This is a genomic window from Lysinibacillus sp. HST-98 (genome assembly GCF_016757845.1).
Classification (GTDB): domain Bacteria; phylum Bacillota; class Bacilli; order Bacillales_A; family Planococcaceae; genus Lysinibacillus; species Lysinibacillus capsici.
Genome location: NZ_JAENHX010000008.1, coordinates 1 through 21,049, shown reverse-complemented (window position 1 = coordinate 21,049; position 21,049 = coordinate 1). Strand labels below are relative to the sequence as shown.

Below are 21,049 nucleotides of genomic sequence, written 5' to 3'. Positions count from 1 at the left end.
GGCGCTCTGATTAAGTTATAGAAATATTATTTTATTCTTCTTGTATGTTTAATATTTCCAATATACGTTCTAAATCATCTTCAGAATAAAATTCAATTTCTATTTTCCCTTTATTATTTGTTTTCTTTATTTGAACATTTGTTCCAAAGTAATCTCGTAATTGTGACTCCTTTGCAGTTACAAAGATATCTTTTTTCTTAGGTGGGATTGTTTCACGTGAAACTTCTTCATTTAAGTTTTGCACTAATAATTCAACTTGACGTACATTCAATCCCAGAGTTATTACCTTATTAGCCACTTCTGATATTCTTCTTTTATTTTTTAAGCCTAGTAATGCCCGTCCCTGCCCCATCGATAAAGTTCCATCATTCATCAATTTACGTACATCTTCTGGTAATGCCAGTAGCCGAACATGATTGGCAATATGTGGTCTACTTTTTCCTAATCGCTTCGATAACTCTTCCTGTGTTAAATGTAAGTTTTCCATTAAACTCTGGTAGGCTTCTGCTTCTTCAATTACAGTTAAATCTTCACGTTGGAGGTTTTCTAAAATAGCTAGCTCCATCATTTGTGCATCAGATAGCTCTTTTATAATGACAGGAATCACCTCGAGGCCAGCTAATAGGCAAGCTCTGTAACGACGCTCCCCCGCAACAATTTCAAACTTGCGTGCTTTTTTACGCACGGCAATTGGCTGCAAAATTCCATGTTCTTTAATAGAATCAGCTAATTCTTGTAAACTTTCTTCATCGAAAATTTTACGAGGCTGAAATGGGTTCGCAACAATTAAATCTAATTGGATTTCTTCCACTTGACCACTGTGTTCTAGAGACTCTCCTGGAAATAATGCCCCAATACCCTTTCCTAGACCTTTAGCCATTTTTAATCACTTCCCTCGCCATCTCTAAATAAACTTCTGCACCTCTAGATTTTGCATCATAAGTGATGATTGGTTGACCATGACTTGGTGCCTCACTTAATCGCACATTACGAGGAATTATTGTTTTATATACTTTATCTTGGAAATACTTTTTCACTTCATCAATAACTTGCAAGCCTAAGTTTGTGCGTGCATCTAGCATTGTTAATAAAACGCCATCGATGTAAAGCTGTTGATTTAAATGCTTTTGAACGAGGCGAACTGTTGATAGTAATTGACTTAACCCTTCCAATGCATAATATTCACATTGTACAGGAATAATGAGCGCATCTGAAGCTGTTAACGCATTGATTGTTAAAAGCCCTAAAGATGGTGGACAGTCAATAATTATATAATCGAAATCCTCTTTCACATTTTGTAAGGCATGTTTTAAACGTACTTCTCTTGAAATAGTTGAAACCAATTCAATTTCTGCACCTGCAAGTGAGATTGTTGCTGGCACGATAGATAAATTTTCTACATTTGTTTTTTGAATGACATTTTGAACATCTTCATCATCAATTAGCACATCATAAATGCAACCCTGGATTTCTCCTTTATTAATACCAAGTCCACTTGTTGTATTACCCTGCGGATCAGTATCAATTAAAAGCACTTTCTTACCTAAGTATGCTAGGCAAGCGCTCAAATTGACCGAAGTTGTTGTTTTACCGACGCCACCCTTTTGATTGGCGATTGCTATAATTCTACCCATTTAAAAGCACCTGCTTTCATCTATCAAAGTTTACTTTGACAAATCATTTGTAAAATCACTATTTAATCCGCTATCTAACTTTCATTCTATCAAAAAATTTGAAGAGAGTTGTATAAAATATTAAGAATATATACAAAAAAGGAGATATCTCTATTAACCTTCTGAGATATCTCCCTTGTACAGTGATAAATTTGATCACAGATTATTTTTCTAAAATAATTTATTACACTTTTTTCTTTTTAGGAATCTTCACTGTAATTTGATAGTATTCTTCTGTATCTTCTTCTTCAGTTTTCACTGTAATCCCACTTTTTGTTACCATCGTTAATGACTGTTTGATGGTATTCAAAGCAATACGTACATCTTTACTTATAGCTTTACGTTTTGGCTTAGCTTTCTTTGGAATTGATTCTTCCTGCTCATCAGCTACAGGATGTAATATAGCCTGGATTTGCTCCTCTAACTGTCGCACATTCCAATCATTTTCAATTGCTAGCTGTAAAATTTCTAGTTGCAATGGTTGATCTTTAATAGCAATTAATGCACGTGCATGACGTTCAGATATTTTTCGCTTTAAAATAGCTTGCTGTACTTCATCTGGCAGCCTTAATAAACGTAATTTGTTGGCTACAGTGGATTGTCCTTTTCCAAGTCTTTGGGCAAGAGCTTCCTGTGTTAGCTCATGAAGCTCTAATAATTTTTGATAGGCTACCGCTTCTTCAATTGCAGTTAACTCCTCACGCTGCAAGTTCTCTATTAACGCAATAGATGCTGTTTCCTTATCAGTTAAATTACGTACAATAGCAGGGACCTCTGTCCATTGTAGCTTTTTCATCGCTCGATAACGACGCTCACCAGCGATAATTTCATATTGATTGTCTGATGTTTTACGTACAACAATTGGCTGAATCACACCATGTGTATGAATGGTTCTTGATAATTCTTCAATTTTTTCATCATCAAAAATAGTACGTGGCTGAAAACGGTTAGGTACAATTTGATCAATAGGCAACTTTATGACTTCTTCCGCTGCATGAACCGCCTCTGCTTGTTCTACTTCATTTTTCACAATAGGCTCTGTTTTACTTCCGCCTCCAAAAAAACGTGAAAAAGGACTTTTCATCCAAGTGGCACCACCTTTAAGTAACTATCTTGCTCTGTGTCATTCTATTATTATTTATTATATTTCTTTAAATGTATATAGTTCATAGATGTCTTTTGCGTGAACCATCCATAACTAGTATGTATGCTCAAAATAGAAAAAATATTTTCCACTTTGAGAAGTTTCACATGAAACACTAATTATTGAATCGGTGTTTTATTTGGTACACCTGGCTTACGCGGATATTTTTTCGGTGTTCCTTTTATTTTATCAAATATATATAAAATGCGTTCACTTTCTTCAACAGGTAGCTTGAAAGAAAATTCCTCTCTCAGTTTAACACCTAATGTTGTTAAAGCTTTTTTAGCATCCTTTAATTCTTCTGCCCCAGCTGCGGCTTTTAAAGCAACAAAGTATCCCTCTTGTTTCGCTAAAGGTACACATAACTCTGCTAGAACGGATAAACGAGCTACAGCACGTGCTGTTACCACATCAAATTGTTCGCGGTATTTTAAATTTTGACCAAACTCTTCCGCTCGAGCATGTACAAAATGCATATTCTCTAATTGTAACTCATCACTTAAATGATTTAAAAAGGTAATTCTTTTATTTAAGGAGTCGACAATTGTAACTTGTAAATGTGGGAAACAGATTTTTATTGGGATACTTGGGAAACCAGCTCCTGCCCCAACATCACAAACAGTTATGACTTTTGAAAAATCAAAGTAAAATGAAGGACTAATCGAATCGAAGAAATGCTTTAAATACACGCCTTCTAAATCTGTAATGGCAGTTAAATTCATCTTTTCATTCCACTCAACAAGTAATTCAAAATACTTTTTAAATTGAGCAATCTGTATATCAGAAAGTTCGATCCCTTTCTCTTTCAGAGCCTCAATAAATTGTTGTTCGTTCATGTAAAGTCTCCTTTGTTGATTTAGCTATACAACTCCAACTAATAGTATAGCCTTAAAAATAGGAAGCGGGCACAATGGTATGCCCGCCTCTTATTTACTTTACTGTTGTTGATGATCAGCTGCTTACTTTCGCAATTTTACCTTGTTCAATATAAACAAGCAGAATTGAAATATCAGCTGGATTAACACCAGAAATACGAGAGGCTTGCGCAATAGACAGTGGTGTAACTTGTTTTAATTTTTGACGCGCTTCTGTTGCTAAACCTGAAATAGCATCGTAATCAATATTCTCAGGAATTTTTTTGTTTTCCATTTTGTGTAGTTTCTCCACCTGTTGCAATGCTTTTTCGATATAGCCTTCATATTTAAGCTGAATTTCAATTTGTTCTTTCACTTCATCCGCCAATTCAATTTCTGCCGGAATTAAAGAAGAAATTAACTCATAATGCATTTCAGGGCGTTTTAATAAATCTGCACCACGTATACCGTCTTTTAATTCACTACCACCAACAGAACGAATAACAGATTGTGTGGCTTCATTTGGCTTAATAATGACTTCACGAAGACGTGCAATTTCATTTTCAATCAGCTCTTTTTTCTCATTGAAACTAGCATATCTTTCTTGTGGAATCATCCCCATGTTATAAGCTAACTCTACTAATCGTAGATCTGCATTATCGTGACGTAATAGTAAACGATACTCTGCACGAGATGTTAATAAACGATATGGCTCATTTGTTCCTTTAGTCACTAGGTCATCGATCAAAACGCCAATATAAGCATCAGAACGGCTTAAAATTAATTCGTCTTTACCTAGTACATTAGCAGCTGCATTCATGCCCGCCATTAAGCCTTGCGCGGCAGCTTCTTCATAGCCAGATGTACCGTTAATTTGACCTGCTGTATATAATCCTTTAATACGTTTGGTTTCTAAAGTTGGCCATAATTGTGTTGGCACAATTGAATCGTATTCAATAGCATAACCAGCACGCATCATTTCCGCATTCTCTAAGCCAGGTATAGATTTTAGTAAACGTGTTTGAACATGCTCTGGTAGGCTTGTTGACAAACCTTGAACATAAACCTCACGTGTATTGCGGCCTTCTGGCTCTAAGAAGATTTGATGTCTTGGCTTATCATTAAAACGTACAACTTTATCTTCAATAGATGGGCAATAACGTGGACCTGTCCCTTTAATCATCCCTGAGTACATAGGTGAAAGATGTAAATTTGCTTCAATAATTTCATGTGTTTCAGGACTTGTGTATGTTAACCAGCAAGGTAGCTGATCCATGATGAATTCAGTTGTTTCAAAACTAAATGCACGTGGGACATCATCTCCTGGTTGAATCTCTGTTTTGTCATAGTTTATTGTACGATTATTCACACGTGGTGGTGTACCTGTTTTAAATCGAACTAGGTCAAAACCTAGCTCTTTTAAATTATCAGCTAAGCGAATTGACGGTTGCTGGTTATTAGGACCACTTGAATATTTAATATCACCGATAATGATTTCACCACGTAGGAAAGTACCTGTTGTCACGACGACTGTTTTAGCACGATAAACGGCACCAATTTGTGTAATGACCCCTTTTACTTCTCCATCCTCAATAATTAACTCTTCAACCATCCCTTGATGGATTGTTAAATTTGGTGTTTCCTCTAATACTCGTTTCATTTCTTGCTGATACAAAACTTTGTCCGCTTGTGCGCGCAATGCACGTACAGCTGGGCCTTTCCCTGTATTCAACATTCGCATTTGAATATGCGTTTTATCTATCACTTTCCCCATGACGCCTCCTAAAGCGTCAATCTCACGTACGACAATTCCCTTGGCAGGACCACCAATAGATGGATTACATGGCATAAATGCAATCATATCTAAATTGATTGTTAGCATTAATGTGCTAGCGCCCATTTTAGCGGCAGCATGTGCAGCTTCTGAACCTGCATGACCAGCACCAATCACAATCACATCAAACGTGCCTGCCTCATATTTTGTTGGCATGCTCGTACCTTCCTTTCTTTCTAAAAATTATTTTCCTAAACAGAACTGAGAAAATAGTTGATTGATGAGGCTTTCTTGAACAGTATCACCAATGATTTCGCCAAGTATTTCCCATGTTCTTGTTACATCAATTTGTACCATATCAACTGGTACACCATCCTGTGCAGCTGCTATTGCATCTTCTACCGTTGCTTGCGCTTGGTGCAGAAGGGCAATATGTCTTGCATTTGAAACATATGTTAAATCGCCCGCTTCGATTTGTCCCTCAAAGAATAATGCAGCAATGGCTTCTTCTAGCTCTGTAATACCTTCCTCTTGTAGCAGAGAAGTTGTTACAATGCGATGCTCACCAGCTAATTCTTTGACACGAGCCAAATCAATTTTTTGCGGTAAATCTGTTTTATTGACAATGACGATGTAATCCATCGCTTCAATTGTTTCGAATAGACGCTCATCCTCAGCAGTTAATTCATCTGCATAGTTTAATACAAACAGAATTAAATCAGCTCCACGAAGAGCTTCCCGTGAGCGTTCTACTCCAATTCGTTCAACAATATCTTCTGTTTCCCGAATACCCGCTGTATCCACTAAACGAAGTGGAACACCTCGGACATTGACGTACTCCTCTATAATATCACGAGTAGTCCCTGCAATATCTGTCACTATGGCCTTATTTTCTTGTACTAAGCTATTTAATAGTGAAGATTTCCCTACATTCGGACGACCTAAAATAACTGTTGATAATCCCTCACGTAAAATTTTTCCTTGAGAAGATGTTTGCAAAAGTTTTATAATTTCATTTTTTACCCATGTACATTTCTCTATTAATACAGGTACAGTCATTTCTTCTACATCATCATACTCTGGATAATCTATATTAACCTCTACTTGGGCTAATGTCTCTAGTAAAGCTTGGCGCAAATCACCAATAAGTCTCGATAATTTTCCATCCATTTGACCCAGAGCCACATTCATCGCACGATCTGTTTTAGCTCTTATCAAATCCATTACTGCTTCAGCCTGTGATAAATCAATACGTCCATTTAAAAAGGCACGTTTTGTGAATTCACCTGGCTCAGCTAACCTTGCTCCACTTGTTAAAGCAAGTTGCAACACGCGTTTGACTGAAACTAATCCACCATGACAGTTTATTTCAACTACATCCTCACGTGTGAATGTTTTTGGCCCACGCATCAGCGATAGCATTACTTCCTCTACTACCTCATTAGTTTTAGGATCGACTAAATGTCCATAATGAATAGTGTGCGAATCTTTGGTTGTTAAACTTTTTCCCCCGGGTGATTTGAATATTTTATCTGCAATCGTCACAGCCTCGTCTCCACTTAAACGAACGATGGCTATTGCACCTTCACCCATCGGTGTGGATATCGCAGCAATTGTATCGAACTCCATTTAATGACCTCCTCAACGTTATCCACATGTGGATAATCAAAACCGACCAATACTTACTAACACCTTAGACTAACATATTTTCAACAAAATCTAAAGTAAGGATCATTTCCAAATGTGGATAAAATCAATTTTTCGCTAATCATATTTTCGACAAAATTTGCTATGTTTCATTAAAAAAGGTCATTTTATCTAAAAGATAAAATGACCTTTCAAAATATATTGTCTGTATGATTATGTGAAACAGTTTAATTATTTTTTTACTGGTTCGATTACTAAATAACGATTAGGCTCGGTACCTTCTGAATACGTTTCAAGATCTAGACGATTTGCTAATTGATTATGAATTATCTTTCGTTCGTAAGACGGCATTGGTTCAAATGCCACACGTTGATTTAAGCGTAATGCTTTATCCGCCATTCGATCCGCAAGTAATTCTAAAGCTACTTGTCGACGCTCGCGATAATTTTCTACATCCAGTTTCACCATTAAGAACTGCTTTGCGCTTTTATTTAATACGAGTTGTGTTAATTGCTGTAAGGAATTTAATGTTTGGCCTCGTTTCCCTATAAGCAGGGCAGCTTTCTCACTTTTGAGTTGAAAAAATACATATTTCCCTTCGCGTGTCGTAGCAATTTCAAGATCATGAATAGCCAATTGTTCAGCGATACTACTTATATAAGCCTTTGCCTCTTCAATTGGATTTGCTGAGTCTCCATCCTCATCTTGTTCTTTAACGACTTGTTGAACTTCTTCCATTTCACTTGGTTGTTCAGAAACTTGTGAACTTAGCGTTTCAACATCATCTACTACTATTGGTTCATATAATTGAGTTACTACCTGCAAGTGAGCATTGTCGCTTTCAATTGTTGGAACCTGAACTTCTTTTACTGTTACACGTACCTCTGCAGAACGTGCACCAAAACCTAAAAATCCTTTTTTACCTTCTTGTAAAACTTCAACATCTACTTGTTCACGGGTTTTGCCAAGTTTCTGTAACGCCAATGAGATCGCTTCTTGTGTTGTTGCGCCTATTTGCGTAAGTTGTTTCACTTTTTAGCCCCTCCATTTTGAGCAGGTTGTGTTTTATCTTTATTCCAAGGTTTATAAATGTACAAGTTTTGGAAAATCGAAATAATGTTTCCGATTACCCAGTATAATGATAATGCAGCTGGTAAGGCCATACCAAAACCAATAATCATGAATGGCATAATATACATCATAATTTTCATTTGAGGATTATCCATTGCTGGTCCTGTACGTAACACGATAAATTGCATTAAGCCAGCTGTAATAGCTAATGCAGGTGCAGGATCTGCTAGCGGGAAGATAAAGAAATTCCCTAAATCAAATGTTGATGTTGCATTCATACGGCTAATTGCATGATAGAAACCAATTAAGATTGGCATTTGAATGATTACTGGTAAGCATCCTGCAAGTGGATTTACTCCAGATTCACTCATTAACTTCATCATTTCTTGCTGATATTGTTGTTGTGTCTGAGCATCCTTAGAAGCATACTTCTTTTGCAGTTCCTTCAATTTTGGTTGAATTTCTTGCATCTTTTTAGAACTCTTTGTTTGTTTGATCATCAATGGCAAAATTGCTAAACGAATAATAATCGTTACGGCAATGATCCCCCATGCATACGTACCTAGCAGATCAGCAAAGTATTTTATTGCTGATACCAACGGCCAAACAATGAATTCATTCCAGAAGCCTGTGCTTTCTTTGGAAATTGGTTCATTGAATTCTGTACAACCAGAAAGTAGTAAGGCTACTGATACTAGTGACAAAATTACCCAATGTTGTTTTTTCAACCTTCTTCCCCCTACAATTCCTATTCACTTTTTCTTACTTCTATATGCTTCTTTTTGTACCGACAGTTTCCTATCACATAATCGGTTAAATGACAGTAGCCTTATCTTTATTTCAGTCCACTTTTGAGAGTCCTGGATGAAGATAAAGTTATCAGTTATTTTATCATGCCTATAACATTCACTCTACTAAATATTCTAACTACACACGCTTATTCCTAAGATAAGTTGTGAATTTTACATATTATTAAGCGAAAACTCTCGCCACGAATACCCCCGTGCGTATAATTCTCTTACATATAATTTTATGCAAAATCACATCTTATCTATTCTATTGCTAACAGTACAGGCGTAATTTCACCACTTGGTTGCATACATTACACTTTTTTCATTACCTTTGCGATTCGTAGTACATGCTGCAAACTTTGTTTCACTTCATGAAAATCCATAGTGGCCGCCGGATGTCTGGCGATAATAACATAATCCATATTCGGCTTTAGATCATCTTTTAATTCATGAATACTTTGTCGAATATAGCGTTTTACTTGGTTGCGTGTTACCGCATTCCCAAGCTTCTTACTAACTGATAAACCTACACGAAATTCCGTTTGTCCCTCTTTTACTAAAAAATAAACGACAAACTGACGATTAGCGAAAGATTTACCTTTTTTAAACACCTTTTGAAAATCATCATTCTTCTTCACTCGTTGGCGTTTTTTCATTTCTTTCACCTGCTATTAGATAATATCTTTTGATCCTCATTTCTAGGTTTACCAAAAATAAAGAAAAAAAAGACCACTGATGTGGCTCAGTGGACTTATTTTATGCTGATAAAACTTTTCTTCCTTTACGACGACGAGCAGCAAGAACTTTGCGACCGTTTTTCGTGCTCATACGTGCGCGGAAACCGTGTACTTTGCTGTGCTTACGTTTTTTTGGTTGGTAAGTACGTTTCATTTATATAGACACCTCCTGATATGAGTTGAATTTTTCAACATACAGACTCGAATATTATATAAAGTATCTAGTTATTTTGTCAATGAATTTCACAAATTTCTTTTAATCGGTCGAACTATCTATTTATTCTATTCTTAATTTTCTAGTGTTCGGCTCTCTACTAGAAATATTTTTTCTTCATAAACATAAAAATATTTATCCACAGAGTACTTGTTTTTTTTACACAGAGTTGTGTATAGTATTTTTTGCATTATTTTTTATCCACAACAATTATCTACAGGTTTCTCACATAAGCAGTGCTTGTGGACAACTATAAAGTGCATAACTGCAAACTATGTGGATAAGTTTCACAAACTATTGAAATAGCTTTGTTTTTCTGATACGATTACTGTGCTTCACTTTGTTGAAAACTAAAACGAACATTTTAATTATCCACAACTGTTAATATGCTGTGGATAATTTTCATCACAGCCTTTGGTTAACTTTTATCCACAACTTGTGATTATGTGGACGAGTTATAAAATGAACGTATTTACAATTCTATAAATGCGATTTTTTTTTGTATTGAACACTGTAAAGGAGATTAGCAGCTTGGAACATTTAGAAGAACTATGGAACAATGTCCTGGCTCAAGTTGAACAAAAAATTTCTAAACCAAGCTTCGAAACGTGGCTAAAGTCTACGAAGTTACTATCTTACAATGGTAGTGGGTCCACTGTGACAATTGCTGCGCCAAATTCGTTTGCTCGAGACTGGCTTGAAAATCATTATATTCATTTGATTACAGGTATATTAACGGAGCTAACAGGCGAAGACTTGCTTATTAAATTTGTTGTTCAAAAAAACCAGGATTCGGACGATTTTGATTTGCCAGCGCCGATTATCCAAGCAAAAAATAATGAACATCATGATATTTCACCAGGTATGTTAAACCCGAAATATACTTTTGATACGTTTGTTATTGGCTCTGGTAACCGCTTTGCACATGCAGCTTCGCTAGCTGTAGCTGAAGCACCTGCTAAGGCATACAATCCATTCTTTATTTATGGGGGAGTAGGGCTAGGTAAAACGCACTTAATGCACGCTATTGGTCATTATGTACTAGAGCATAATCCAAATGCAAAAGTAGTGTATTTATCATCCGAGAAATTTACAAATGAATTTATTAACTCAATTCGTGATAACAAAGCACTTGATTTTCGCAATAAGTACCGCAACGTGGATGTACTGCTAATTGATGATATTCAATTCCTTGCTGGAAAAGAATCAACTCAAGAAGAATTTTTCCACACTTTTAATACTTTACATGAAGAATCCAAACAAATTGTTATTTCAAGTGACCGGCCTCCTAAGGAGATTCCAACTTTAGAAGATCGGCTCCGTTCACGTTTCGAATGGGGGTTAATAACTGATATTGCGCCACCCGATTTGGAAACTCGTATCGCTATTTTGCGTAAAAAAGCAAAAGCAGACGGTTTAGAGGTACCAAATGAAGTAATGCTTTATATTGCGAACCAGATTGACTCCAATATTAGGGAGCTTGAAGGTGCGCTTATTCGCGTCGTTGCCTACTCATCACTTGTAAACAAAGATATTACTGCGACATTAGCTGCCGAGGCCTTGAAGGATATCATTCCTAATTCAAAACCGCGAACAGTGACAATATTAGACATTCAAAATGCAGTAGGGGAACATTTTAGTATACGCTTGGAAGATTTCGCTGCCAAAAAACGTACTAAATTAATTGCTTTTCCACGTCAAATCGCTATGTACTTATCACGCGAGTTGACAGATTTTTCGCTGCCCAAAATTGGCGAAGAATTTGGCGGCCGCGACCATACGACTGTCATCCATGCGCACGAAAAAATATCTTCTTTGTTGAAAAATGACGTGCAACTTCAACAAGATGTTAAACAAATTCGTAGTATGCTAGGCAAGTAATTGCTGTGGACAAACTAACTATTTAAACACAAACTTATACACAGTCTATCTACATGTGGATAGACTGATTTTATTCATAAAAATACACTTATCCACAAATCCACAGGGCCTATTACTATATCTTTTTATTTTATATAAATAAATAATATAAATATGTGAGGGAAAACGAATGAAATTTGATATTTTACGTGACCGTTTATTAGAAGGTTTAAATGATGTCATGAAAGCAGTAAGTTCAAAAACAACTATTCCAATTTTAACTGGGATTAAAATTGACGTAACAGAGGAAGGTATCCGCTTAACTGGTAGTGATGCTGATATAACTATTCAAACATTTATTCCAGTAGAAGAAGATGGACAACAAATTATTCACATTACAGAAACAGGTTCAATTGTTGTACAAGCACGTATGTTTAATGAAATCGTACGTAAATTACCAACAAACGATGTTGAAATACAAGTAACACCTGGTTTCCAAACGCATATTCGTTCAGGGAAATCTGAATTCCATTTAATTGGCTCAGATGCAGCAGAGTATCCTTTATTACCAGAGCTTACAGAAGATCAAAAATTTACTATTCCTGCTGATCTCTTAAAAACAATTATCCGTGAAACAGTATTCGCTGTTGCCACTTCAGAAAGTAGACCCGTGTTGACAGGTGTAAACTGGCAGATCAAAAATGAAACATTAATCTGTGTTGCAACAGATAGCCATCGTTTAGCAAGACGTAAAGTGCAACTCGAAAATTTACCAGAAGTTGAACATAGTGTAGTAATTCCAGGGAAAAGTTTGAATGAATTAAATAAAGTTCTTGAAGATTCTACAAATCTTGTCCAAATCGTTATTACAAGTCAGCAAGTATTATTTAAAACTGGTGATGTATTATTCTTCTCTCGCTTACTGGAAGGAAATTATCCTGACACAACTCGTTTAATTCCCGAAGAGTATCAAACAAATGTAACAATTAATGGTAAATCTTTATTACAAGCTATTGACCGTGCATCACTTGTTGCACGAGGAGATCGTAATAATGTTGTCCGTTTTGAAATTTTAGATAACCAAGCAGTTGAAGTTTCTTCTAACTCTCCTGAAATCGGTAAAGTACAAGAAGAAATTCCTGTGGAAGCATTAGAAGGGGAAGGTTTGAAAATCTCATTCAGTGCAAAATATATGATGGAAGCATTAAAAGCAATAGATGGACAAGACGTAGTTATTCAATTTACTGGGGCAATGAGACCGTTTATTTTACGTTCTGTTCATGATGATGCTATTTTACAATTAATTTTACCTGTACGAACTTACTAAAGAATATAGGATCTGTTAAGATAGTCGCTCATAGTGACTATCTTTTTTTACTTATGGCGTAATTTTAGGTATGATAGAGAGATAGACAGTCTGTATTCGGAGGGGAACACACTATGCAGGACATTAAAATTGATGAGGAGTTCATCACGTTAGGGCAACTTTTAAAAATTACTGATGCCATTAGTTCAGGTGGAATGGCCAAGTGGTTTTTACAAGAACATGCTGTATATGTAAATGGAGAAGTAGACGATCGTCGAGGTCGAAAATTACGTAACGGAGATATTGTAAATATTCCTGGATGTGGTCGTTTTCAAATTATAGGACCAACTGGACAATAAATTATGTATATTGAGCAAATAAAACTTACAAATTACCGTAACTATGATGCCTTAGCTTTAAACTTCTCTCCAAAAATTAATGTTTTCATTGGTGAAAATGCACAAGGAAAAACAAATGTTATGGAGTCCATCTATGTTTTAGCAATGGCTAAGTCCCATCGAACAACGAACGATAAAGAATTGATACGTTGGGATTCAGACTATGGTAAAATAGAAGGGGCCGTTAAAAAAAGGCATGGTATTTTACCGATCGAACTTACGATTACAAAGAAAGGTAAAAAGGGCAAGATAAATCATATAGAGCAAAGTCGCCTTAGTCATTATATTGGTCAAATGAATGTCGTTATGTTTGCGCCAGAGGATTTGAACGTTGTAAAGGGAAGTCCGCAAATACGTCGGCGTTTTATTGATATGGAGATTGGGCAAATTTCGCCTGTCTATTTACATGATTTATTAACCTTTCAAAAAGTTTTAAAACAACGTAACCATTTTTTTAAAATGAACCAAGGCAAGTCCATGTCCAATGATGTGATGTATGAGGTCTACAATGAACAATATATTCACGCTGCTACCCAAATTATTCGTAAAAGATTTCAATTTATGGATTTATTGCAGGAGTGGGCGGAACCCATACACGCAGGTATATCACAAGGTAAGGAAACACTTGTTATAAAATATCGTACGGTAGCTGGTATTGAAAAAGAGCACTCTACTAGTGAAATTGAAAATACTTTACATCAAAAATTAATTGAAGCGAGAGAACGTGAATTTGATAGAGGCGTGACACTAGTTGGTCCACACCGAGATGATTTACAGTTTTTAGTCAATGGCTATGATGTCCAAACTTATGGTTCACAAGGGCAACAGCGAACTACAGCATTATCTTTAAAGCTTGCTGAAATTGAATTAATTAAACAAGAAACAAAAGAAACACCCATACTACTTTTAGATGATGTGTTATCGGAACTCGATGATTATCGCCAATCGCATTTATTAAATACCATTCAGGGTGAAGTCCAAACCTTTGTTACAACCACAAGTGTGGAAGGAATTCATCATGAAACGATGGAACAGGCTCAACTGTTCCACGTGAAACAAGGTGCGATTGAAAGAAGTTAGCCAGGGTAGTTTTTTAGATTACAAAAAGAATGGTAATAGTCAGCTCGGTTGACTGTTCATTCATTTACACACAATGATGTTATGAAGGAGTAGATGAAAGCCGTGGCTATAGAGAACGAAGGTTTACAAAACCAAGCTTATGAGGCCGATCAGATACAGGTATTAGAAGGTTTAGAAGCAGTACGTAAAAGACCAGGGATGTATATCGGTTCAACTAGCTCTAAAGGGCTTCACCATTTAGTATGGGAAATTGTTGATAATAGTATCGATGAAGCACTTGCAGGATTTTGTACAGATATCAAAGTAACAATTGAAAAAGAAAACTGGATTCGTGTAGAAGATAACGGTCGTGGTATTCCAGTTAGTATTCAAGAAAAAATGGGTAAGCCTGCTGTTGAAGTTATTATGACTGTTTTACATGCTGGTGGTAAATTTGGCGGTGGAGGCTATAAAGTTTCTGGTGGTCTTCATGGAGTTGGAGCATCAGTAGTAAATGCACTTTCTGTTGAAACAATTGTTCAAGTACATCGTGAAGGTCATATCCATGAAATAAAATTTGAACGTGGAAAAACAGTTCAAGAGTTAATGGTTATCGGTGACACAGATCATAATGGTACAACAACGCGTTTTAAAGCTGACCCAGAAATATTTAAAGAAACTACTGTTTATGAATATGATATTTTAGCTCATCGTATTAGAGAATTGGCTTATTTAAATCGTGGTATTAAGATTACGATTGCTGATGAACGTGAAGAAGAGATTCGCTCAACAACATATCACTATGAAGGTGGTATTCGTTCTTATGTTGAGCATTTAAACCAATCTAAAGACCCAATCCATGATCCAATTGATGTTCTTGGAGAGAAGGATGGCATCACAGTAGAAATTGCTATGCAATATAATGCTGGATTCTCTTCTAATATTTTTTCATTTGCTAATAACATTAATACGTATGAGGGCGGTACACATGAATCAGGGTTTAAAACAGCCCTTACACGCGTTATTAATGACTATGCACGAAAAAGTGGATTACTAAAAGAATCTGACGCTAATCTTACAGGTGAGGATGTACGAGAAGGGTTAACAGCTATAGTTTCTGTTAAACATCCAGATCCTCAGTTTGAAGGACAAACAAAAACAAAGTTAGGGAATTCAGAAGTAAGTCAAATTACCAATTCTTTGTTCTCAGATGGCTTTGAGCGTTTTATGTTAGAAAATCCAACGGTTGCACGGAAAATTGTGGAAAAAGGATTAATGGCAGCACGTGCTCGTGTAGCTGCGAAAAAAGCACGTGAGTTTACTCGTCGTAAAAATGCTCTCGAAGTATCTAGCTTACCGGGTAAATTAGCTGATTGTTCTTCTACTAACCCAGCTGATTGTGAAATTTATATTGTTGAGGGTGATTCTGCTGGTGGTTCGGCTAAATCTGGACGTGATCGACACTTTCAAGCAATTTTACCTTTACGAGGTAAAATCCTTAACGTTGAGAAAGCTCGACTAGATAAAATTTTATCGAATGCGGAAATCCGTGCAATGATAACAGCATTCGGCACTGGTATTGGTGAGGAGTTTAATTTAGAGAAAGCTCGTTATCATAAAATCATTATCATGACTGATGCCGATGTCGATGGGGCACATATTCGTACATTACTTTTAACATTCTTCTTCCGTTTCCTTCGACCACTAATAGAAGCAGGCTATATTTATATTGCACAGCCACCACTTTATCAAGTGAAACAAGGTAAACATATTGAGTACTGCTATGATGAAGAGACATTAAAAGAAATTTTAGAACGGCTACCAAAAATGCCAAAACCAAATGTGCAGCGTTATAAAGGTCTTGGTGAAATGAACGCTGAGCAGCTTTGGGAAACAACAATGGATCCTGAGTACCGCACATTATTACAAGTAGAATTAGATGATGCAATTAAAGCAAACCAAGCATTTGAACGTTTAATGGGCGATGAAGTTGAACCTCGTCGTCAATTTATCGAGGAAAATGCCGTATACGCTAATTTAGATATCTAATTTTTCTTGAGAGGAGGTCTACACTTTGTCAGAACAAGAACGCTCCGGTGTTAAAGGAATTAATATAACAGAAGAAATTGAAACATCCTTTCTTGATTATGCAATGAGTGTAATTGTATCACGTGCATTACCTGATGTACGTGACGGATTAAAACCAGTTCATCGTCGTATTTTATATGGGATGCAGGAATTAGGTAATACAGCAGATAAAGCCTACAAAAAATCAGCACGTATCGTTGGGGATGTAATGGGTAAGTACCATCCACATGGTGACTCTTCCATCTATGATGCAATGGTACGTATGGCACAAGATTTTAGCTATCGCTACATGCTTGTTGATGGTCACGGAAACTTTGGCTCTGTTGATGGTGATGGCGCAGCAGCCATGCGATATACAGAATCACGTATGTCTAAAATAGCAATGGAAATGCTCCGTGATATTAATAAAGATACAATTGACTATACAGATAACTATGATGGATCAGAAAAAGAACCAATAGTTTTACCAAGTCGCTATCCAAATCTTTTAGTCAACGGTGCTGCAGGGATTGCTGTAGGTATGGCAACAAATATTCCACCACATCAATTGGGTGAAACAATTGATGCTGTTATAGCACTTTCTGAAAATCCAGCCATTACGACTGAAGAGCTAATGGAAATCATTCCTGGCCCTGATTTTCCTACTGGTGGATTAATTTTAGGACGTAGTGGTATTCGTAGAGCCTATGAAACTGGTCGAGGTTCCATTATCATCCGTGCGAAAGTGGAAATTGAGCAAAAGGCAAATGGTAAGGAAACTATTCTTATTCATGAATTGCCTTACCAAGTGAATAAGGCTAAGCTCATTGAAAAAATTGCAGAGCTTGTACGTGATAAAAAAATAGATGGAATCACAAATTTACGTGATGAATCAGACCGTCGTGGTATGCGTGTAGTGATTGAAGTTCGTAAAGATGCAAATGCTAATGTTGTACTAAATAATTTATATAAACAAACAGCTATGCAATCTAGCTTCGGTATCAATATGCTATCTTTAGTAAATGGTCAGCCTAAAGTATTAGGCTTAAAAGAAATGCTATACCATTATTTAGAACACCAAAAAGTAATTATTCGTCGTCGTACAGAGTTTGATCTTCGAAAAGCTGAAGACCGCGCTCACATTTTAGAGGGCTTACGAATCGCACTCGATCATATTGATGAAATAATCGCTATTATACGTGGTTCACGTAGTGGTGAAGAAGCAAAACCTCAATTAATGGAACGTTTTAGCTTATCTGAGCGTCAGGCTCAAGCTATTTTAGATATGCGCCTTGTTCGGTTAAGCGGCTTAGAACGTGAAAAAATTGAGGCAGAATATCAAGAGCTTCAAGTTCTTATAGATGAATTAAAGGCAATCTTAGCAGATGAAGAGAAAATTGTAGATATTATTCGTACTGAAATCTTAGAGTTGAAAGAACGTTTTAATGATACACGCCGTACTGAGATTACATCAGGTGGAATTGAAATGATTGAGGATGAGGATTTAATTCCTGTTGAAAACTCAGTTGTTACTTTAACACATAATGGCTATATCAAGCGTTTAGCTGCGAATACATATCGTAGTCAAAAGCGTGGTGGTCGTGGTGTACAAGGAATGGGTACAAATGAAGACGACTTTGTAGAGCATCTAATGAATACTTCTACCCACGATACAATTTTATTCTTCACGTCTAAAGGTAAAGTATTTAGAGCAAAAGGATATGAAATTCCTGAGTTCGGTCGTACTGCTAAAGGGTTACCTATCGTAAACTTGCTCAATATAGAAAAAGGCGAAAAAGTAACAGCTATGATTCGTGTTGCTTCGTTTGATGACGATGCTTACTTTATCTTTACCACAAAAACAGGTATTACAAAACGTACTCCTGTATCGCAATTTGCTAACATCCGAACAAATGGTTTAATCGCAATCAGCTTGAGAGAAGACGACGATCTTATTTCTGTACGTCTTACAGATGGAGAGAAACAAGTCATTATTGGTACACGCGATGGCATGCTCGTTCGTTTCCAAGAAGACGACATTCGATCTATGGGCCGTACAGCTGGTGGTGTACGAGGAATTAAGCTACGTGATGGTGACGAAGTAGTGGGTATGGAGATTGTTGAGCCAGGGCAAGAAATTTTAGTAGTAACTGAAAAAGGTTACGGTAAACGTACTTCTGAAGAGGACTATCGTTTACAAAGTCGTGGTGGAGTAGGACTGAAAACTATCCAGATTACAGATAAGAATGGTCCAATGGTCGCTGTAAAAACCGTCGATGGTTCTGAGGATTTAATGCTTATAACTATTAATGGTATGCTTATCCGTATGGATGTGAACGATATTTCATTAATTGGGCGCAGTACGCAAGGTGTACGTTTAATTCGACTAGGAGATGACGAATTGGTTGCAACTGTCGCTAAAGTGGAAAAAGCAGAAGAGTCTTTAGAAGACGAAGAGGAAGTCGAAGAATAATATAATCCGATGATGACATTATTGAATGTCGTCATCGGTTTTTTTTACGTAAATAATGAAATATAAGTAATTATTTTGAATTCCATGATAAAATGAAAATACCTTATTTTGAAGCAAGAAATAGTGGAGAGGTGTTCATTCCGTGGAAACTATACATGTTCCAATTTCAGAGCTAGGTGTTGGCAAGGTAATTTCTGAAGATATATTTGCTAATACACAGTATCCGATTATTTTCAAAGATACAATGATTTCTTATGTACACTTACAAATTTTTCATGCATTTAATATTTTCACCGTCCCCGTTTACAAAAGTGAAAATGATATTCGTGTAGAAAAGAATGAGAGTGATGTCGAAGTTACAATAGAAGAAATTCCGACTTTTAGGAAAATCTATAATCATTCTGTTGAACAGTTTAAAAAAGAGTTTAAAAACTGGGAAGCGGGAGCTAAGGTTGATATTGCAAAGGCCAGAACAATTATTTTACCTCTGGTAGAGATGGTACTAGAAGATCGTACTATTATTTTTGATTTAAATGAGTATTCAAATCCAAAAGACTACCTGTATCATCATTGTGTAGCAACTGGTTTAATTGCCTCAGTTATTGCTCAAAAACTTGGTTATGATAGAGGGACAACTATTCAAGTAGCCATCGGTGGTTTATTAGCTGATTGTGGTATGGCTAAAGTACATCCTCGTATCAGGGATAAGAAGACACCATTAACAGAGCAAGAATATGATGAGATTTATAAACATCCCATTTATAGCCATAATATGGTGAAAGATTTGACGATTTTAAAAGAAACGATGAAAGAAGCAATCTTCCAACATCATGAACGTTTAAATGGTAGTGGATATCCGAAGAACGAAAAGATCGCCAATATTTCTATATTTGCACAAATCATTGCTGTTGCAGACGTTTTTCATGCTATGACATGTGAACGAGTGTATAGAACAAAACAATCTTCATTTAAAGTGATAGAAATGATCAATGAATCTGAGTTTGGTAAATTTGATATTAAAGTAGTACGTGCATTAATTGATATTGTTGCAGATCTTCCAATAGGTACAATTGTAGAACTTTCTAATTTAGAACGTGGGGAAGTAATGTTTGTAAATAAATTTGCCCCAACAAGACCACTTATTAAATTAATTCATTCAGGGGAAATTTTTGATTTAGGGAAAAATCGTAGCTTTTATATTTCACGTATCATAACTAATTTATAGATAAAGGGGCAAACTATATTATGCGGTTTGCCTTTTTTTATCAGGTAAGAGACTTACTCTACGCAAGTGCTAGTATAAATAGGTGAGATATTAGTATTTTCCTTAAGAATCATTTCGCAATATTAATCAATTAAATAGTGAGGATTTTAACCATAATTGTGTTTTGAAACATTTATATATATTTTATTAAAATATTTTTGGAGAAAGTGTTGACTTTATTTTAGAATCTTGATATTATAAATGAGTCGCCAAGAGGTGACGACGAAATAAAGAACATGAACCTTGAAAACTGAACAAGCAAAACGTAATCAATAAAGTTTTAAGTAGCTAGCTTTGCTAGTGAACGAAACATAATTTTGGACATCAAACATGATGCCAGCAAAACAATTTGAGCTAATCAAATTTCTTTTATGGAGAGTTTGATCCTGGCTCAGGACGAACGCTGGCGGCGTGCCTAATACATGCAAGTCGAGCGAACGTCAAAGGAGCTTGCTCCTTTGACGTTAGCGGCGGACGGGTGAGTAACACGTGGGCAACCTACCCTATAGTTTGGGATAACTCCGGGAAACCGGGGCTAATACCGAATAATCTCTTTTACTTCATGGCAAGAGACTGAAAGACGGCATCTCGCTGTCGCTATAGGATGGGCCCGCGGCGCATTAGCTAGTTGGTGAGGTAACGGCTCACCAAGGCGACGATGCGTAGCCGACCTGAGAGGGTGATCGGCCACACTGGGACTGAGACACGGCCCAGACT

Annotated in this window: 17 protein-coding genes and 1 rRNA gene; 8 read left to right on the top strand and 10 right to left on the bottom strand. The window is 36.4% G+C overall.

Annotated features, from left to right (window positions below; translation table 11 throughout):
* Positions 1–31: 31 nt before the first annotated feature.
* The 10 genes from JIN86_RS16855 to rpmH form a co-directional block, all read right to left on the bottom strand.
* A complete protein-coding gene (locus tag JIN86_RS16855; protein ID WP_004233327.1) occupies positions 32–880 on the bottom strand; it encodes a ParB/RepB/Spo0J family partition protein in 849 nt (282 codons plus the stop codon).
* A complete protein-coding gene (locus tag JIN86_RS16850; protein ID WP_004233325.1) occupies positions 873–1,634 on the bottom strand; it encodes a ParA family protein in 762 nt (253 codons plus the stop codon). Before JIN86_RS16850 ends, JIN86_RS16855 begins: the two co-directional genes overlap by 8 nt.
* A gap of 223 nt (positions 1,635–1,857) precedes the next feature.
* Positions 1,858–2,757, bottom strand: coding sequence for a nucleoid occlusion protein (noc, locus tag JIN86_RS16845; protein WP_004233323.1), 900 nt, complete (start codon positions 2,755–2,757; stop codon positions 1,858–1,860).
* A 179-nt stretch (positions 2,758–2,936) separates the two neighbouring features.
* Positions 2,937–3,653: a 16S rRNA (guanine(527)-N(7))-methyltransferase RsmG gene (rsmG, locus tag JIN86_RS16840; RefSeq protein ID WP_004233322.1), complete on the bottom strand. Its 717-nt coding sequence runs from the start codon at positions 3,651–3,653 to the stop codon at positions 2,937–2,939.
* 115 nt (positions 3,654–3,768) lie between these two features.
* Complete coding sequence (gene mnmG, locus JIN86_RS16835) at positions 3,769–5,661, bottom strand: tRNA uridine-5-carboxymethylaminomethyl(34) synthesis enzyme MnmG (protein ID WP_004233321.1); 1,893 nt, start codon at positions 5,659–5,661, stop codon at positions 3,769–3,771.
* Positions 5,662–5,688: 27 nt separating this feature from the next.
* The gene (mnmE, locus tag JIN86_RS16830) at positions 5,689–7,074 is read right to left on the bottom strand and encodes a tRNA uridine-5-carboxymethylaminomethyl(34) synthesis GTPase MnmE (protein ID WP_004233320.1); all 1,386 of its coding nucleotides are present in this window, start codon (positions 7,072–7,074) and stop codon (positions 5,689–5,691) included.
* Positions 7,075–7,323: 249 nt separating this feature from the next.
* Complete coding sequence (gene jag / locus JIN86_RS16825) at positions 7,324–8,124, bottom strand: RNA-binding cell elongation regulator Jag/EloR (protein ID WP_004233319.1); 801 nt, start codon at positions 8,122–8,124, stop codon at positions 7,324–7,326.
* Positions 8,121–8,891 (bottom strand): membrane protein insertase YidC, encoded by a 771-nt coding sequence (gene yidC, locus JIN86_RS16820; protein ID WP_004233318.1) that lies wholly within the window; start codon positions 8,889–8,891, stop codon positions 8,121–8,123. The genes jag and yidC overlap by 4 nt, the downstream gene beginning before the upstream one ends.
* 374 nt (positions 8,892–9,265) lie before the next feature.
* Positions 9,266–9,610, bottom strand: a complete 345-nt coding sequence (gene rnpA / locus JIN86_RS16815) for a ribonuclease P protein component (RefSeq protein WP_004233316.1) — start codon at positions 9,608–9,610, stop codon at positions 9,266–9,268.
* A 100-nt stretch (positions 9,611–9,710) separates the two neighbouring features.
* Positions 9,711–9,845 (bottom strand): 50S ribosomal protein L34, encoded by a 135-nt coding sequence (rpmH, locus tag JIN86_RS16810; protein ID WP_004233310.1) that lies wholly within the window; start codon positions 9,843–9,845, stop codon positions 9,711–9,713.
* A 546-nt stretch (positions 9,846–10,391) separates the two neighbouring features.
* On the opposite strand from rpmH, the gene dnaA reads away from it, so the two are divergent.
* The 8 genes from dnaA to JIN86_RS16770 form a co-directional block, all read left to right on the top strand.
* Positions 10,392–11,786: a chromosomal replication initiator protein DnaA gene (dnaA, locus tag JIN86_RS16805; RefSeq protein ID WP_370568715.1), complete on the top strand. Its 1,395-nt coding sequence runs from the start codon at positions 10,392–10,394 to the stop codon at positions 11,784–11,786.
* A gap of 169 nt (positions 11,787–11,955) precedes the next feature.
* Positions 11,956–13,092 (top strand): DNA polymerase III subunit beta, encoded by a 1,137-nt coding sequence (gene dnaN / locus JIN86_RS16800; protein WP_004233305.1) that lies wholly within the window; start codon positions 11,956–11,958, stop codon positions 13,090–13,092.
* Positions 13,093–13,205: 113 nt separating this feature from the next.
* Positions 13,206–13,430, top strand: a complete 225-nt coding sequence (gene yaaA / locus JIN86_RS16795) for a S4 domain-containing protein YaaA (protein WP_004233303.1) — start codon at positions 13,206–13,208, stop codon at positions 13,428–13,430.
* Between the two features lie 3 nt (positions 13,431–13,433).
* Entirely contained in the window at positions 13,434–14,549 is a 1,116-nt protein-coding gene (gene recF, locus JIN86_RS16790) for a DNA replication/repair protein RecF (protein WP_202342423.1), read from the top strand.
* A gap of 93 nt (positions 14,550–14,642) precedes the next feature.
* Positions 14,643–16,577: a DNA topoisomerase (ATP-hydrolyzing) subunit B gene (gene gyrB / locus JIN86_RS16785; protein ID WP_004233299.1), complete on the top strand. Its 1,935-nt coding sequence runs from the start codon at positions 14,643–14,645 to the stop codon at positions 16,575–16,577.
* A 25-nt stretch (positions 16,578–16,602) separates the two neighbouring features.
* On the top strand, positions 16,603–19,068 hold the full coding sequence (gene gyrA / locus JIN86_RS16780) for a DNA gyrase subunit A (RefSeq protein ID WP_004233298.1): 2,466 nt from the start codon (positions 16,603–16,605) through the stop codon (positions 19,066–19,068).
* 142 nt (positions 19,069–19,210) lie between these two features.
* Positions 19,211–20,293 carry an HD-GYP domain-containing protein gene (locus JIN86_RS16775; protein WP_004233296.1) on the top strand — a complete coding sequence of 361 codons (1,083 nt, stop codon included), beginning with the start codon at positions 19,211–19,213 and terminating at the stop codon, positions 20,291–20,293.
* A gap of 407 nt (positions 20,294–20,700) precedes the next feature.
* Positions 20,701–21,049, top strand: a 16S ribosomal RNA gene (locus JIN86_RS16770); the annotation flags it as partial.

Excerpts from the sequence above, each read along its gene's own strand:
- dnaN (WP_004233305.1), top strand. The coding sequence starts at position 11,956 with ATGAAATTTGATATTTTACGTGACCGTTTATTAGAAGGTTTAAATGAT.
- JIN86_RS16850 (WP_004233325.1), bottom strand. The coding sequence starts at position 1,634 with ATGGGTAGAATTATAGCAATCGCCAATCAAAAGGGTGGCGTCGGTAAA.
- gyrB (WP_004233299.1), top strand. The coding sequence starts at position 14,643 with ATGAAAGCCGTGGCTATAGAGAACGAAGGTTTACAAAACCAAGCTTAT.
- rnpA (WP_004233316.1), bottom strand. The coding sequence starts at position 9,610 with ATGAAAAAACGCCAACGAGTGAAGAAGAATGATGATTTTCAAAAGGTG.
- mnmE (WP_004233320.1), bottom strand. The coding sequence starts at position 7,074 with ATGGAGTTCGATACAATTGCTGCGATATCCACACCGATGGGTGAAGGT.
- mnmG (WP_004233321.1), bottom strand. The coding sequence starts at position 5,661 with ATGCCAACAAAATATGAGGCAGGCACGTTTGATGTGATTGTGATTGGT.
- JIN86_RS16855 (WP_004233327.1), bottom strand. The coding sequence starts at position 880 with ATGGCTAAAGGTCTAGGAAAGGGTATTGGGGCATTATTTCCAGGAGAG.
- dnaA (WP_370568715.1), top strand. The coding sequence starts at position 10,392 with ATGCGATTTTTTTTTGTATTGAACACTGTAAAGGAGATTAGCAGCTTG.
- rsmG (WP_004233322.1), bottom strand. The coding sequence starts at position 3,653 with ATGAACGAACAACAATTTATTGAGGCTCTGAAAGAGAAAGGGATCGAA.
- rpmH (WP_004233310.1), bottom strand. The coding sequence starts at position 9,845 with ATGAAACGTACTTACCAACCAAAAAAACGTAAGCACAGCAAAGTACAC.
- recF (WP_202342423.1), top strand. The coding sequence starts at position 13,434 with ATGTATATTGAGCAAATAAAACTTACAAATTACCGTAACTATGATGCC.
- noc (WP_004233323.1), bottom strand. The coding sequence starts at position 2,757 with ATGAAAAGTCCTTTTTCACGTTTTTTTGGAGGCGGAAGTAAAACAGAG.
- yaaA (WP_004233303.1), top strand. The coding sequence starts at position 13,206 with ATGCAGGACATTAAAATTGATGAGGAGTTCATCACGTTAGGGCAACTT.